Here is a 14464-nt window from a genome sequence, read left to right on the forward strand (position 1 = left end):
CAGGCCCGCCGACGCTGGTGTCGGATTTCCGCCAGCGTTCGCCGTCCCGGGTGGCGGATGCTGGAGGCATGCAGACAGCGACGCACCTCGACCGGGAGCACTGCGTACGCGCCGTGCAGTCCAAGGACGCGCGGTTCGACGGGTGGTTCTTCACGGCCGTCCTGACCACCCGGATCTACTGCCGGCCCAGCTGTCCCGTCGTCCCGCCCAAGCCGGAGAACATGACGTTCTACCCGAGCGCGGCCGCCTGCCAGCAGGCCGGGTTCCGGGCGTGCAAGCGCTGCCGCCCGGACACCAGCCCCGGCTCCCCGGAGTGGAACCAGCGCGCCGACCTGGTGGCCCGCGCCATGCGGCTCATCGCCGACGGTGTCGTGGACCGCGAGGGTGTGCCCGGACTCGCCGGCCGGCTCGGTTACAGCACCCGCCAGGTGGAGCGGCAACTGCTCGCCGAACTGGGCGCGGGTCCCCTCGCGCTCGCCCGCGCCCAGCGCGCCCAGACCGCGCGGCTGCTCATCGAGACCACCCCGCTGCCCATGGCGGAGATCGCCTTCGCGGCCGGTTTCTCCTCCATCCGCACCTTCAACGACACCGTCCGCGAGGTCTTCGCCCTGACCCCGAGCGAGCTGCGCGCCCGCGCGCCGCGGTCCGGGGCCGGCACGCCGGGCGTGCTGAGCCTGCGGCTGCCGTTCCGCGCCCCGCTCAACCCGTCCAACCTCTTCGGCCACCTCGCCGCCACCGCCGTACCCGGCGTCGAGGAGTGGCTCCCCCACTGCCCGAACGGCGTGGGAGGTACCCCCACCGGCGCGTACCGGCGCACCCTGCGCCTGCCGTACGGCCACGGGATCGTCTCGCTCACGCCGTGCCCCGACCACATCGCCTGCCGCCTCACCCTCAGCGATCTGCGCGACCTGCCCGTGGCGATCAGCCGCTGCCGCCGCATGCTCGACCTGGACGCCGACCCCGTCGCCGTCGACGACCGGCTGCGCACCGACCCGCTGCTCGCGCCCCTGGTCGACAAGGCGCCCGGCCGCAGGGTGCCGCGCACCGTCGACGAGGCCGAGTTCGCCGTCCGCGCCGTACTCGGACAGCAGGTCTCCACGGCCGCCGCCCGCACCCACGCGGCCCGCCTGGTCACCGCGCACGGCAAGCCCCTGGACGACCCCGAGGGCGGCCTGACGCACCTCTTCCCGTCACCCGAGGCACTGGCCGCCGTGGACCCCGAGACCCTGGCGATGCCCCGCACCCGGCGCACCACCTTCACCACCCTCGTCCGCGAACTCGCCGACGGAAGGCTGCACTTGGGGGCCGAGGCGGATTGGGCGGAGACCCGCGCACGCCTGCTCGGCCTTCCCGGCTTCGGGCCCTGGACGGTCGACGTCATCGCCATGCGGGCCCTCGGCGACCCCGACGCCTTCCTCCCCACCGACCTCGGCATCCGGCGCGCCGCCCAGGAGCTGGGCCTGCCGGGTACCCCGGCCGCGCTCACCGCACGGGCCGAGGCCTGGCGCCCCTGGCGGGCGTACGCGGTGCAGTACCTGTGGGCGACCGACAGCCACCCCATCAACTTCCTTCCCGCGTGAGGATCTTCTCGATGAAGCAGCACACCGTCATCGACAGCCCCTACGGTCCCCTCACCCTCGTCGCCGACGACGGCGTCCTGTGCGGCCTCTACATGACCGACCAGCGCCACCGCCCGCCGGAGGAAGCCTTCGGCAGCCCGGACGACACGCCCTTCGCCGAGGCCGAGGACCAGCTCGCGGCCTACTTCGCGGGCGAGTTGACCGAGTTCACCCTCGAACTCCGCCTGAACGGAACCCCGTTCCAGCGCAGCGTCTGGAACCAGCTGACCCGCATCCCGTACGGCGAGACCCGCTCCTACGGCGAACTCGCCGACGCCCTCGGCAACCCCAAGGCGTCCCGTGCGGTGGGGCTTGCCAACGGCAGGAACCCGATCGGCATCATCGTGCCCTGCCACCGGGTCATCGGCGCGGGCGGCGGCCTCACCGGATACGGCGGCGGCCTCGACCGCAAGCGCCGGCTGCTGGACTTCGAGCGCGGTACCGCCCTGTTCTGAGCTTCCGTTGTCCTTGTGCAGCCGTTGCACCGGGCGTCCGTCTGTCTCAAACCCGCCACAAACGCGGTGCGACCCGACCCGCTGACACCTCCAGTCGATCTCCATGCGTAGGGTCTTGGGAATCCGTTTACTCTTCCCAGGAGGTTCTCATGGAGTTCAGCTCTGCATCCCCTACCCGTCGAGGACTTCTGCGTACCGGCGCGGGCGCCTCACTCGCCGCGCTCGGTCTCGGACTCGGCGCCCAGAGCGCGTCCGCCGCGGTGAGCGCGACCAAGCGTTTCGACCTGGCCAAGCCCTCCTACGACCTGTTCCGCGACAAGGTGCTGCACAGCAAGCGCGTTCAGCAGAGCTTCGCCTTCGACTCGGACAACAAGCGCCTCTTCGTGGCCGCCAAGCGGTCCGGCAGCCCTGAGTCGGCCGGCGACCTGTGCATCAGCCAGCTCGACTTCCACGGCAATTACAAGTCGTACATGCACCTCAACGGCTTCGGCCACGGCGTCTCCTTCGGCGTTCGCGCGATCGGCGGCGCCAGCTGGCTGTGGATCGAGTGCGAGGCCAACAAGAACGGTTTCGGCACCAAGCTCGCCTTGATCAAGTACCGGCCGGGCACCACCCTCGACGCGTCCTCCACCAGCTTCGGCAGGTTCCAGCCGATCTCCGGCGCCTCGGAGTACACCTGCTCCATCGACCCGGTGTACCAGCGCATGATCGTCCGCTACCACAAGGACGGCGCCAAGCACATCGCCATCTACAAGCTCTCCGACACCGACAGGGGCGACTTCAGCCGGCCGCTCGTCAAGTTCACCCCGCCGGCGATCTCCGGCACCCCGCAGGGCTACACGCTCTACGGCTCGTACATGTACTTCCAGACGGGCGACCACTACTCGTCCACCAACAAGGCCCCCGGCAACACCAAACTCACCAGCATCAATGTGAACACCGGCAGGATCGCTCAGGGCCCGGTCCTCACCAAGGCCGGCTCCACCCTGCACTGGCGTGAGCCCGAGGGCCTCGCCGTCTACCGCACCGACGCGGGCGAGGCCCGCCTCTTCATCGGCTTCGCCACCGGCGACGAGGGCGACCGCCGCTCCAGCATCTTCTACAAGAAGAACCTGGTCTGAACGGTGCAATGGAAAGCAGGTTGCAACGGAAACTCCGGGAGTACCGGGAGAGGGCCGCGCTGGAGATCATCGAGGCCAAGCTGGGCGACGTGCGCACCGGCGGCAGCCTTCAGCCGGGTACGGAGCCTGAGTGGGTGACGGGGGCGATCGGGCGATCCCGGAGCATCCACACCGCCCCGGCCGACCGGCTGCCCGACGCCGTTCCGCCGGAGCAACTCGACGCGTGGCTGGACGGGTTGCCGGCCGGGAACGCCATCAGGGGCCGGCTCTACGTGAGGAGCCATCTCGGGATCCTGCCCTGGCTGGAGTGCGAGGTCCCCGAGCACGACTGGACGGCGCGACTGCGGGACGCGATCGAGGAGCCGTGGATGTTCCTGTCGGGGACACTGGACTCCCTCGTCATCGTGTCCGAGGCCGAGTACTGCTACGAGGCCCATGTGAGCCGCGATGACGGCCCCCGGGGCGTCCGAGGTCCGGCCGGGGGCGGGTCCTAAGAGGCGCCCCCGGCGCTGAACCGGTGCAGCAGTTCGGGCAGGGCGGTGCCGATGGGCTCGCGGATCACCTTGTCGGCGAGTTCGTCGTACGGGGTCGGTTCCGCGTTGACGATGACCAGGTGGGCGCCGTGGTCGGCGGCGATGCCGACCAGGCCCGCGGCGGGCTGCACCTGGAGGCTGCTGCCGACGGCGACGAACACGGTGCACGCCTTGGTGATCGACACCGCCTCGCCGAGGACGACCGGGTCCAGTCGCTCGCCGAACATCACGGTGGCGGACTTGAGGATGCCGCCGCACTCCCGGCAGTCGGGGTCGTCCTCGCCGGCCTCGACGCGGGCGAGGGCGTCCTCCATCGGCCCGCGCGCGTGGCATCGGGTGCACACGACACTGCGTGCGCTGCCGTGCAGTTCGAGCACCTTGCGGGCGGGCATGCCCGCCATCTGGTGCAGGCCGTCCACGTTCTGGGTGATGACCCGCACCGGGATGCCGGACTTCTCCAGCTCGGCGATCGCCCGGTGGGCGGCGTTCGGCTCGGCCTTGAGCGTCCGGTTCTTGCGCCGCATCTGCCAGGAGCGCCGCCGGATCTCCGGGTCCGCCATGTAGTACTCGTAGGTGACGAGCTTCTCCGCCTCCGGATCCCGCCGCCACAGCCCGTTCGGCCCGCGGTAGTCCGGGATGCCGGAGTCGGTGGAGATACCTGCGCCGCTGAGCACGGCGACGAGGGGCTTGGTCATGCCGTCGAGGGTAGGCCGGGCGGGCGCGGCCTCGCGAACGGATAACCGGCCCCGCGGTGGGCAGCCCGGCCCGCCCCCCCTCAGCCGAGCGTCGCCCGGCGCGCCGCCGCGACCGGGGCCAGTGCCAGTGCCGGAGCCGCCCAGGCCCAGCCCAGCACCCGTCGGCCGAGCAGCCGCCCCCCGAGTACGGCCGCCGCGGCGAGGAGCGTGAGCAGACAGGACAGGTCGATGCCGGCGTGGGCGGCGTCGTCCCAGGGCCCGGACGGGCGGGTCACCAGCGCCGTCCGGCAGAGGAAGCCGGCGACCAGCGTCGGCAGCGCCGACGGCACGGCGAGGACCAGGCGCAGGCAGCCCCGGTCGTCGTCGGCGGGGTCGGGACCGGTGGCGGCCGGACCTGTGGGATCCGGGTCGGTCATGCCACCCGGTGGCCGTTCTCCAGTTCCGCCGCGCCGGAGCCGTCCGCGAGGACGTCCAGGGCGGTCAGGACCCGGCGGCCGAGGGCACCGGGGAGGTGGTCGGTGATCTCCTCGCGCGGCACCAGGCGCCAGGACAGCAGCTCCTCCTCCTGCAGGCGGATCGCCTTCAGGTCGGCCTCCGTGAGGACACCGCCGTCGTACACGTACGCCACCAGCGGAGGCCGGCCCGCGCCGTGCACCCAGTCCACCGCCAGCAGCCGGCCCGGCTCCCGGTCGAGGCCGATCTCCTCCAGCGTCTCGCGGCGCGCGCCCTGGCGCGGGGTCTCCCCGTCGTCCGACTCGATCGTGCCGCCCGGAAGCGCCCAGCCCTCGCGGTAGTTGGGCTCGACCAGCAGCACGCGCCCCTCGGCGTCCCGGAAGAGCGCGGCCGCGCCGGCGAGGACTCGGGGCAGGCTCGCGATGTACGCGGCGAAGTCAGGAGTCGTGGTCATTGGGGAAGGGTAACCAGGCGCGGGTCGGCTACGGGCCGGCCGTCGCCAGGCGCGCGGTGCGTTCGGCCAGCGCACTGATCCGTACGCCGTCGAAGCCGAACACCGCGCTCCTGGCCGTGTCCTGGAGCGGGTCCTTCCACTGGGCGGGGATCGCGGCCGCGCCCGCGAGCACCCCGGCCACCGAGCCGGCGGTCGCCCCGTTGGAGTCGGTGTCCAGGCCGCCGCGCACGGTCAGGGCGATGGTCCGGGTGAAGTCGCCGTCGCCGTACAGCAGCCCGGCGGTCAGGACGGCGGCGTTCGGCACGGTGTGGATCCAGCCGAGGCCGGCGGTCTCCGTGGCCAGCGTGGCCAGGCTCTCCTCCCAGGTCAGCCGCGTCTCGTGCAGGGTCATGGCCCGCCGCACGGTACGGGCGAGCCGGCTGCTCGCCGGGATCACACCGAGCGCCGTGTCGAGTGCGTCCCGCACGGTGGGCGCGGTGAAGGCCGCCGCGATCAGCGCCGCCGCCCACATGGCGCCGTACACGCCGTTGCCGGTGTGCGACAGCACCGCGTCCCGGCGGGCCAGACCCGCGGCGCCGGCCGGGTCACCGGGGCGGGTCCAGCCGTACATGTCGGCGCGGATCAGCGCCCCGATCCACTCCTGGTACGGGTTGTCGTACGTCGCCGTCAGCGGAGGCTTCAGCCCGTTGGCGAGGTTGCGGTACGCCGCCCGTTCCGCGGTGAAGGTCTGCAGATAGGGCAGCCGCAGCAGCCACAGCTCGCCGACCTGCTCGGTGCTGAAGCCGAAGCCGTACGTCTCCAGCAGGTGCAGGCCGAGGATCGCGTAGTCGACGTCGTCGTCGCGCACGCTGCCGTGGATCCGGCCGCGCACGCAGTCCCGCCACTCCGGGCGCAGTACGGCGGTCTCGTCCGGGTCGGCGGGCTCGGGGAGGTAGTCGGTGAGCGGCAGCGCCTCGGCCTTGCGCAGATAGCGGTCGATGCGCTCGCGGGTCCACACCTCGCCCTGCTCCACCGGCTTGCCGAGCATGTTGCCCGCGATCCGGCCGAGCCAGCCGCCGTGGATGCGGTCGGCGAGGGCGGGGAGGCCGGCGGGCTGCGGGCGCTGGCTGGTCATGGCTGGGGTCTACCCGTTTTGCCCAGGGTCCTCCCAGCCGCTGCCCAGCCTTCGGTCGGGGCATGACGAGGGGGGTCTCGTGCGGTTAAGGTCGCAGCGGCGCGACTGGCCCTGACGTGCGCGGGGCCCGGAGAGCAAGGGGAAAGCAAGGTGGCGGACGCTGCAGTGAACGAGACCCGTCGGGTGCTCATCGCCGCGGACAAGTTCAAGGGCTCGCTGACGGCCGTGCAGGTCGCCGAGCGGGTGACGGCCGGGCTGCGCCGGGTCGTGCCGGACGTCCCGGTCGAGGCGCTGCCCGTGGCCGACGGCGGCGACGGGACGGTGGACGCGGCGGTCGCGGCCGGTTTCGAGCGCCGCGAGGTACGGGTCGCCGGGCCGCTGGGCCAGGAGGTGACCGCCGCGTTCGCGCTGCGCGGCGAGACCGCGGTGGTGGAGATGGCCGAGGCGAGCGGTCTGCAGCGCCTCCCGGCCGGGGTCTTCGCGCCCCTGACGGCCTCCACGTACGGCTCCGGAGAGCTGCTGCGGGCCGCGCTCGACGCGGGCGCCCGGACGATCGTGTTCGGCGTCGGCGGCAGCGCCACGACGGACGGCGGCGCGGGCATGCTGTCCGCGCTGGGCGCGCGCTTTGTGAACGAGAGCGGCGAGCCGGTGTCGCCGGGCGGCGGCGGCCTGGCGGAACTCGCGCGCGCCGACCTGTCCGGCCTGGACCCGCGCCTGGCCTCGGTGGAGCTGGTGCTGGCCAGCGACGTCGACAATCCGCTGACCGGGCCGAAGGGCGCGCCGGCGGTGTACGGCCCGCAGAAGGGCGCCTCGCCGGACGACGTGGACACCCTGGACGCGGCCCTCGCGCACTTCGCCAAGGTGCTGGAGGCCGAGGTGGGGCCGCGCGCGGCGGAGTACGCGGCGTCGCCGGGCGCGGGTGCGGCGGGCGGCATCGGCTACGGTGCGCTGCTGCTGGGCGCCCGTTTCCGGGCCGGTATCGAGGTCATGCTGGACGTGCTGGGCTTCGCGCCCGCGCTGGAGCGGGCCTCGCTGGTGATCACCGGCGAGGGGTCGCTGGACGAGCAGACGCTGCACGGAAAGGCCCCGGCGGGTGTGGCCGCGGCGGCGCGGGCCGCGGGCAAGGAGGTCGTCGCGGTGTGCGGCCGGCTCGCCCTGCCCGCGGAGGCGCTGCAGCGGGCCGGGATCCGGCAGGCGTACCCGCTCACCTCGGTCGAGCCGGACGTGGCGCGGTGCGTCGCGGAGGCCGGTCCGATCCTCGAGGACGTGGCGGAGAGGATCGCGCGGGACCGGCTGGTGTGAGCGGGCGCCTCCCGGCGGGCCGGCGGGTCGCGGCCACGTCAGGGGCGTCGGCCCTCCGTCCGCGTCACGGAAGGAGCTGCCGGCCGTACGGCCCTCGGCCTTGCCGTCCTTGAGCCACTGTTTCGAAGTAGGTGTTCCGGTCGCGCAGTGCGCCTCCGGGACCTCCGCCGCCCGGCCGGTGGTGCCGTCGTACTCCCCGCACGAACAGGCGCACCGGCGGGGTCAACGAGGATGCGGGGCAGACCTTGGACGCAAAACGGGTGTGGCCCGGGCCGCAAGGGCCCGGGCCACACCCGTCAGTGCCGGGATGAGCGTCAGGGCAGCTGCGCCGCCCGCGCCTCCCGGCGGTTGTCGCGGAAGTTGTTCACCCGCCGAGCCGTGGCGAACAACGGAATCACCGCGCCCATGACCAGCTGCAGCGCACAGCCCGTCTGCAGCAGCAGCTGCCCGCTGGGCGCGTCGAAGGCCCAGGCCGCCAGCAGGCCCATCGACAGCACGATCCAGCCCAGCATGGCCCCGGCCAGGCGCCCCCTGGGCTTCGGGTACTCCACCCGGCTCACCATCAGCCACGCCGTGCCCAGGATCGCCAGCAGCGTCGCCACGAAGGGCAGCTCCAGCAGGACGATGGAGACCACCGTCAGCGCCCCGAACGGGCTGGGCATGCCCTGGAACATGCCGTCCTTCATGGTCACGCACGAGAAGCGGGCCAGGCGCAGGACGACGGCCAGGAGCACCACGATTGCCCCGAGCGCCGCCATTCTCTGGTGTGCGTCGTCCGCGACCATGCCGTAGACGAGGACGAAGTACGCGGGCGCGAGCCCGAAGCTGATCAGGTCCGAGAGGTTGTCCAGCTCCGCGCCCATGGGGGAGGAGCGGAGCTTGCGGGCCACCAGTCCGTCGAACAGGTCGAAGACGGCCGCACAGAGCATCAGGATGACGGCCGTGGCGGCGCTGTGCCGCGCCATGCCCGCTGACTCGTCGTTGCCTGTCAGGTGCGGGATCAGGATTCCGGTGGTGGTGAAGTACACCGCCATGAACCCGCAGGTGGCGTTGCCCAGGGTGAGGGTGTCCGCTATCGACAGACGGAGAGAGAGGGGCATCTCCTCCTCTTCGTCCACCTCGTCGGCCTCGGGCACCCAGCCGGCCTGGGTCTCCGGATCAATCACGGTCAATGCGAGTCACCCCAGCCACGGTCTTCTGTCCGACCTCGACCGCGACCTCCACGCCCTCGGGCAGGTAGAGGTCGACACGCGAGCCGAAGCGGATCAGACCGATACGGTCGCCCTGCTCGACCTTCGTGCCCGCGGGGATGTAGGGCACGATGCGGCGGGCCACCGCGCCGGCGATCTGGATCATCTCGATGTCGCCGAGTTCGGTGTCGAAATGCCAGACTACGCGCTCGTTGTTCTCGCTCTCCTTGTTGAAAGCCGGAACGAAGCCGCCGGGGATGTGCTCGACGGACGTCACCGTGCCCGCGAGGGGCGCGCGGTTGACGTGGACGTTCAGCGGGCTCATGAAGATCGCGACGCGGGTGCGCCCGTCCTTCCAGGGCATGATGCTCTGCACCACACCGTCGGCGGGCGAGATCACCCGGCCGGAGCCGATCTCGCGCTCGGGGTCGCGGAAGAACCACAGCATGCCCGCGGCGAGCGCGGTGGCGGGCACGGCCACGGCCTTGGCCGCGCCGGAGCGGCGGGCCCGGGCGAGGCTGAGGGCTGCGGTGGCGACGGTCGGGAGAAGCCACGGCGATGCTCCGCGCGCGAGGCGTACGCCGGCTCGGCTGTCGCGAGGTGCAGAGGTTTGGCTGTGGGGCATGGATGACCTTCGTAGCGGATGATGCCGCGCAAGACGGGGGACGGCGGCTTTCCGGGGATCGTACCGGTCGCGGGCTGCAACTGGGCAAGCCAGGCTGCCGAGTCGACGGCCGAAGTACGTCTACGGGGTGTGATCTTCTTCTCGAAGAAAACACCCCGTATCCGGACAATCAGCCCTGGAACCGATACTCTTCGAGCAGCCTGCGGCCGATGATCATTTTCTGGATCTCGGCGGTGCCTTCACCGATGAGCAGCATCGGGGCCTCCCGGTAGAGGCGCTCGATCTCGTACTCCTTGGAGAAGCCGTACCCGCCGTGGATGCGGAAGGCGTCCTCCACGACCTCCTTGCAGTACTCGGAGGCCAGGTACTTCGCCATGCCCGCCTCGAGATCGTTTCGCTCTCCCGAGTCCTTTTTGCGTGCGGCGTTGACCATCATCGCATGCGCGGCCTCGACCTTGGTCGCCATCTCCGCCAGCTTGAACTGGATGGCCTGGTGCTGGGCGATCGGCTTGCCGAAGGTGTGCCGCTGCTGGGCGTACTGGACGCCGAGCTCGAAGGCGCGCTGGGCGACGCCACAGCCGCGCGCCGCCACGTTGACCCGGCCGACCTCGACGCCGTCCATCATTTGGTAAAAACCTCGGCCGGTGACGCCGCCGAGCACCCGATCGGCCGGTACCCGCAGGCCGTCCATGATCAGCTCGGTGGTGTCGACGCCCTTGTAGCCCATCTTCTCGATCTTGCCGGGGATGGTCAGGCCCGGTCGGACCTCGCCGAAGCCCGGCTCCTTCTCGATCAGGAAGGTGGTCATCGACTTGTGCGGCGCCGTGCCCTCGGCGTGTCCTTCGTCACTCCGGACCAGGACGGCCACGAGGGAGGATGTGCCGCCGTTCGTCAGCCACATCTTCTGGCCGTTCAGGACGTACTCGTCGCCGTCCTTGACCGCCTTCGACGTGATCGCCGACACATCGGAGCCCAGGCCCGGCTCCGACATCGAGAAGGCGCCCCGGATGTCACCGGCCGCCATCCTCGGCAGGAAGTGGTCCTTCTGCTCCTGTGTGCCGTGCTGCTTGAGCATGTACGCGACGATGAAGTGGGTGTTGATGATGCCGGACACGGACATCCAGCCGCGGGCGATCTCCTCCACGCACAGCGCGTAGGTGAGCAGCGACTCGCCCAGACCCCCGTACTCCTCGGGGATCATCAGACCGAACAGGCCGAGTTCCTTCAGGCCGTCCACGATCTGCTGCGGGTACTCGTCGCGGTGCTCCAGCTCGGTCGCGACAGGAATGATCTCCTTGTCGACAAAGTCCCGGACGGTGGAGAGGATCTCCTGCTGGACGTCGGTCAGACCGGCGGTCTGGGCGAGACGGGCCATGGCTCTACTTCTCCGTGTTCTTTTCCGCAGGTGCGGTCAGCTCCGGGCGGCCGGGCTGCTCGCCGCCGCGCTCCTTGATGTACGTCTCGGTCGGCACCATCACCTTGCGGCGGAACACGCAGACCAGCGTGCCGTCCTGCTTGTAGCCCCTGGTCTCGACGTAGACGATCCCGCGGTCGTTCTTCGACTTGGACGGCCACTTGTCGAGCACGGTCGTCTCGCCGTAGATCGTGTCGCCGTGGAAGGTCGGCGCCACGTGCTTCAGCGACTCGATCTCCAGGTTGGCGATCGCCTTGCCGGAGATGTCCGGGACGGACATGCCGAGCAGCAGGGAGTAGATGTAGTTCCCGACGACGACGTTCTTGCCGAAGTCCGTCGTCTTCTCCGCATAGTTGGTGTCCATGTGGAGCGGGTGGTGGTTCATGGTGAGGAGACAGAACAGGTGGTCGTCGTACTCTGTGACCGTCTTGCCCGGCCAGTGCTTGTACGTCGCCCCGACCTCGAACTCCTCGTAGGTGCGTCCGAACTGCATCGCGCTCAGGCCTCCGGGATCTCGAACTTCGACGTGCGCTGCATGCCGGCGGCCCGGCCCTTGCCCGAGATGACCAGCGCCATCTTGCGGCTGGCCTCGTCGATCATCTCGTCGCCGAGCATCGCGGAGCCCTTCTTGCCGCCCGCCTCGGAGGTGTAGTAGTCGTACGCGTCCAGGATCAGCTCGGCGTGGTCGTAGTCCTCCTGGGAGGGCGAGAAGATCTCGTTGGACGCCTCGACCTGGCCCGGGTGCAGCACCCACTTGCCGTCGAAGCCGAGGGCGGCGGCGCGCTGGGCGACCGCGCGGTAGCCGTCGACGTTGCGGATCTGCAGGTAGGGGCCGTCGATCGCCTGGAGGTTGTTGGCGCGGGCGGCCATCAGGATCTTCATCAGGATGTAGTGGTAGGCGTCCGCCGGGTAGCCGGGCGGCTGCTCGCCCACGACGAGGGACTTCATGTTGATGGAGGCCATGAAGTCGGCCGGGCCGAAGATGATGGTCTCGACGCGCGGCGAGGCCTGCGCGATCTCGTTGACGTTGTTCAGGCCCTGCGCGTTCTCGATCTGCGCCTCGATACCGATCCGGCCGACCTCGAAGCCCATCGTCTTCTCGATCTGGGTCAGCAGGAGGTCGAGCGCGACGACCTGCTGGGCGTTCTGCACCTTCGGCAGCATGATGCAGTCCAGGTTCGGGCCCGCGCCCTCGACGACCGTGACGACATCGCGGTACGTCCACTCGGTCGTCCAGTCGTTGACGCGCACGACGCGCGTCTTGCCCGTCCAGTCGCCCTCGTTGAGGAACTTGACGATGGTGTGCCGCGCCTCGGGCTTGGCGAGCGGCGCGCAGGCGTCCTCCAGGTCCAGGAAGACCTGGTCCGCCGGGAGGCCCTGCGCCTTCTCCAGGAAGCGCGGGTTCGAGCCCGGCACGGCCAGGCAGGAGCGCCGCGGGCGAAGGCGGTTGACAGTCGTCATGCGGGGACCTCCAGAGGGTCGAGCTTGTTCGCTTTCCGGATCTCGTCGACGATTCGGCCGATGATTCCGGTGATGTCGAAGTCCTTCGGGGTGAAGACGGCAGCCACTCCGGCGGCCCGCAGCTGCTCGGCGTCACCGTTGGGGATGATGCCACCTGCGATCACGGGTATATCTGTGGCACCGGCCACACGCAGCCGTTGGAGCACGTCCGGCACCAGCTGGGCGTGCGAGCCGGACAGGATCGACAGGCCCACCGCGTGCACGTCCTCCGCGAGGGCGGCGTCCACGATCTGTTCGGGCGTCAGCCGGATGCCCTGGTAGACCACCTCGAAGCCGGCGTCACGCGCGCGTACGGCGATCTGCTCGGCGCCGTTGGAGTGCCCGTCCAGGCCCGGCTTGCCGACCAGGAAGCGCAGCTTGCCGACGCCCAGTTCGCGGGCGGTGGCGTCCACCTTGGCGCGGACCCCGGCGAGCGCGGAGCCCGGCTCGGCGGCGACGGCCACCGGCGCGGAGGAGACCCCGGTGGGCGCCCGGAACTCGCCGAACACCTCGCGCAGCGCGCCCGCCCACTCGCCGGTCGTGACCCCGGCGCGGGCGCACTCCAGCGTGGCCTCCATCAGGTTGTCGGTGCCCTTGGCGGCCTCCTTCAGCCGCTCCAGCGCCTTGCAGGGACGCGGATGGTTGAAGGGCGGCTGGTAGCGACTGTCGCGCCAGTTCTGCAGCCCGGCGATGACGCGGGCCTCGACCGCCGGGTCGACCGTCATGATCGCGGTGTCCAGGTCGGCGGTGAGCGGGTTCGGCTCGGTGCCCTCGAAGGCGTTGACACCGATGATCTTCTCCTCGCCGGACTCGATCCGGGCGCGGCGCTCGGCGTGCGAGGAGACCAGCTGGGACTTCAGGTAGCCGGACTCCACGGCGGCCATCGCGCCGCCCATCTCCTGGATCCGGTCGATCTCCGCGAGGGCGTCCGCGACCAGCTGGTCCACCTTGGCCTCGATCACCTTCGAGCCCTCGAAGATGTCCTCGTACTCCAGCAGGTCGCTCTCGTACGCCAGCACCTGCTGGATGCGCAGCGACCACTGCTGGTCCCACGGCCGGGGCAGACCGAGGGCCTCGTTCCAGGCGGGCAGCTGCACGGCACGCGCGCGTGCGTCCTTCGACAGCGTCACCGCCAGCATCTCCAGCACGATCCGCTGGACGTTGTTCTCCGGCTGAGCCTCCGTCAGGCCCAGCGAGTTGACCTGGACGCCGTAGCGGAACCGGCGCTGCTTGGGGTCCTCGATGCCGTACCGCTCGCGGGTGACCTTGTCCCAGATGCGGCCGAACGCCCGCATCTTGCACATCTCCTCGATGAAGCGGACGCCCGCGTTCACGAAGAAGGAGATGCGGGCGACCACGTCACCCATGCGCTCCTGCGGCACCTGGCCGGAGTCGCGGACGGCGTCGAGCACGGCGATCGCGGTGGACATCGCGTACGCGATCTCCTGCACCGGCGTGGCCCCGGCCTCCTGCAGGTGGTAGCTGCAGATGTTGATCGGGTTCCACTTCGGGATGTGGGAGACCGTGTACGCGATCATGTCCGTCGTCAGACGGAGGCTCGGCCCCGGCGGGAAGACGTGCGTCCCGCGGGACAGGTACTCCTTGACGATGTCGTTCTGGGTCGTGCCCTGGAGCTTGGTGATGTCCGCGCCCTGCTCCTCGGCGACGACCTGGTAGAGCGCCAGCAGCCACATGGCGGTGGCGTTGATCGTCATCGAGGTGTTCATCTGCTCCAGGGGGATGTCCTGGAACAGCCTGCGCATGTCACCGAGGTGTGCGACGGGCACGCCCACCCGGCCGACCTCGCCGCGGGCGAGGATGTGGTCGGGGTCGTAGCCGGTCTGCGTCGGCAGGTCGAACGCCACCGACAGACCGGTCTGGCCCTTGGCGAGGTTGCGCCGGTACAGCTCGTTGGACGCCTCGGCCGTGGAGTGGCCGGCGTACGTCCGCATGAGCCACGGACGGTCCTTCTGACGCTCTGTCATCTAT

General features: G+C 70.7%; 15 protein-coding genes. 5 read left to right on the plus strand and 10 right to left on the minus strand.

Going from position 1 to position 14464, the window contains the following annotated elements; genetic code table 11:
- Positions 1 to 68: 68 nt before the first annotated feature.
- The 4 genes from LMU33_RS14105 to LMU33_RS14120 all read left to right on the plus strand — a co-directional run bounded on the left by LMU33_RS14105 (position 69) and on the right by LMU33_RS14120 (position 3689).
- A complete protein-coding gene (locus LMU33_RS14105) occupies positions 69 to 1580 on the plus strand; it encodes an AlkA N-terminal domain-containing protein (RefSeq protein ID WP_228620629.1) in 1512 nt (503 codons plus the stop codon).
- Positions 1581 to 1591: 11 nt separating this feature from the next.
- The gene (locus tag LMU33_RS14110) at positions 1592 to 2074 is read left to right on the plus strand and encodes a methylated-DNA--[protein]-cysteine S-methyltransferase (RefSeq protein ID WP_228620631.1); all 483 of its coding nucleotides are present in this window, start codon (positions 1592 to 1594) and stop codon (positions 2072 to 2074) included.
- A gap of 149 nt (positions 2075 to 2223) precedes the next feature.
- Positions 2224 to 3195, plus strand: coding sequence for a phage baseplate protein (locus tag LMU33_RS14115; protein ID WP_228620633.1), 972 nt, complete (start codon positions 2224 to 2226; stop codon positions 3193 to 3195).
- 20 nt (positions 3196 to 3215) lie between these two features.
- Entirely contained in the window at positions 3216 to 3689 is a 474-nt protein-coding gene (locus LMU33_RS14120; RefSeq protein WP_228620634.1) for a hypothetical protein, read from the plus strand.
- Here the strand turns inward: LMU33_RS14120 and LMU33_RS14125 are convergent.
- From LMU33_RS14125 to LMU33_RS14140, 4 genes are all read right to left on the minus strand, one after another.
- Positions 3686 to 4423 carry an SIR2 family NAD-dependent protein deacylase gene (locus LMU33_RS14125; RefSeq protein WP_228620636.1) on the minus strand — a complete coding sequence of 246 codons (738 nt, stop codon included), beginning with the start codon at positions 4421 to 4423 and terminating at the stop codon, positions 3686 to 3688. The two genes, LMU33_RS14120 and LMU33_RS14125, sit on opposite strands and share 4 nt — an antisense overlap.
- Before the next feature lie 80 nt (positions 4424 to 4503).
- Complete coding sequence (locus LMU33_RS41380) at positions 4504 to 4839, minus strand: hypothetical protein (RefSeq protein ID WP_283844137.1); 336 nt, start codon at positions 4837 to 4839, stop codon at positions 4504 to 4506.
- Positions 4836 to 5330 (minus strand): NUDIX domain-containing protein, encoded by a 495-nt coding sequence (locus LMU33_RS14135; RefSeq protein ID WP_228620637.1) that lies wholly within the window; start codon positions 5328 to 5330, stop codon positions 4836 to 4838. The genes LMU33_RS41380 and LMU33_RS14135 overlap by 4 nt, the downstream gene beginning before the upstream one ends.
- Positions 5331 to 5358: 28 nt before the next feature.
- Positions 5359 to 6444, minus strand: a complete 1086-nt coding sequence (locus tag LMU33_RS14140; RefSeq protein ID WP_228620639.1) for an ADP-ribosylglycohydrolase family protein — start codon at positions 6442 to 6444, stop codon at positions 5359 to 5361.
- 183 nt (positions 6445 to 6627) lie between these two features.
- Between LMU33_RS14140 and LMU33_RS14145 the strand changes: the two genes are divergently transcribed.
- Entirely contained in the window at positions 6628 to 7746 is a 1119-nt protein-coding gene (locus LMU33_RS14145) for a glycerate kinase (protein ID WP_228620970.1), read from the plus strand.
- Between the two features lie 314 nt (positions 7747 to 8060).
- On the opposite strand, the gene pssA is transcribed toward LMU33_RS14145, so the two are convergent.
- The 6 genes from pssA to LMU33_RS14175 all read right to left on the minus strand — a co-directional run bounded on the left by pssA (position 8061) and on the right by LMU33_RS14175 (position 14460).
- A complete protein-coding gene (pssA, locus tag LMU33_RS14150) occupies positions 8061 to 8882 on the minus strand; it encodes a CDP-diacylglycerol--serine O-phosphatidyltransferase (RefSeq protein WP_208903316.1) in 822 nt (273 codons plus the stop codon).
- Positions 8883 to 8904: 22 nt separating this feature from the next.
- Positions 8905 to 9561, minus strand: coding sequence for a phosphatidylserine decarboxylase (locus LMU33_RS14155; protein ID WP_228620641.1), 657 nt, complete (start codon positions 9559 to 9561; stop codon positions 8905 to 8907).
- 169 nt (positions 9562 to 9730) lie between these two features.
- Positions 9731 to 10936, minus strand: coding sequence for an acyl-CoA dehydrogenase family protein (locus tag LMU33_RS14160; RefSeq protein WP_228620643.1), 1206 nt, complete (start codon positions 10934 to 10936; stop codon positions 9731 to 9733).
- A gap of 4 nt (positions 10937 to 10940) precedes the next feature.
- Positions 10941 to 11468, minus strand: coding sequence for a MaoC family dehydratase (locus LMU33_RS14165; RefSeq protein ID WP_228620644.1), 528 nt, complete (start codon positions 11466 to 11468; stop codon positions 10941 to 10943).
- A 5-nt stretch (positions 11469 to 11473) separates the two neighbouring features.
- Complete coding sequence (locus LMU33_RS14170) at positions 11474 to 12436, minus strand: HpcH/HpaI aldolase/citrate lyase family protein (protein ID WP_228620646.1); 963 nt, start codon at positions 12434 to 12436, stop codon at positions 11474 to 11476.
- Entirely contained in the window at positions 12433 to 14460 is a 2028-nt protein-coding gene (locus tag LMU33_RS14175; RefSeq protein WP_228620648.1) for an ethylmalonyl-CoA mutase, read from the minus strand. The genes LMU33_RS14170 and LMU33_RS14175 overlap by 4 nt, the downstream gene beginning before the upstream one ends.
- Between the last annotated feature and the right edge of the window lie 4 nt (positions 14461 to 14464).

The sequence above is a fragment of the Streptomyces barringtoniae genome, assembly GCF_020819595.1.
Classification (GTDB): Bacteria; Actinomycetota; Actinomycetes; order Streptomycetales; family Streptomycetaceae; genus Streptomyces; species Streptomyces barringtoniae.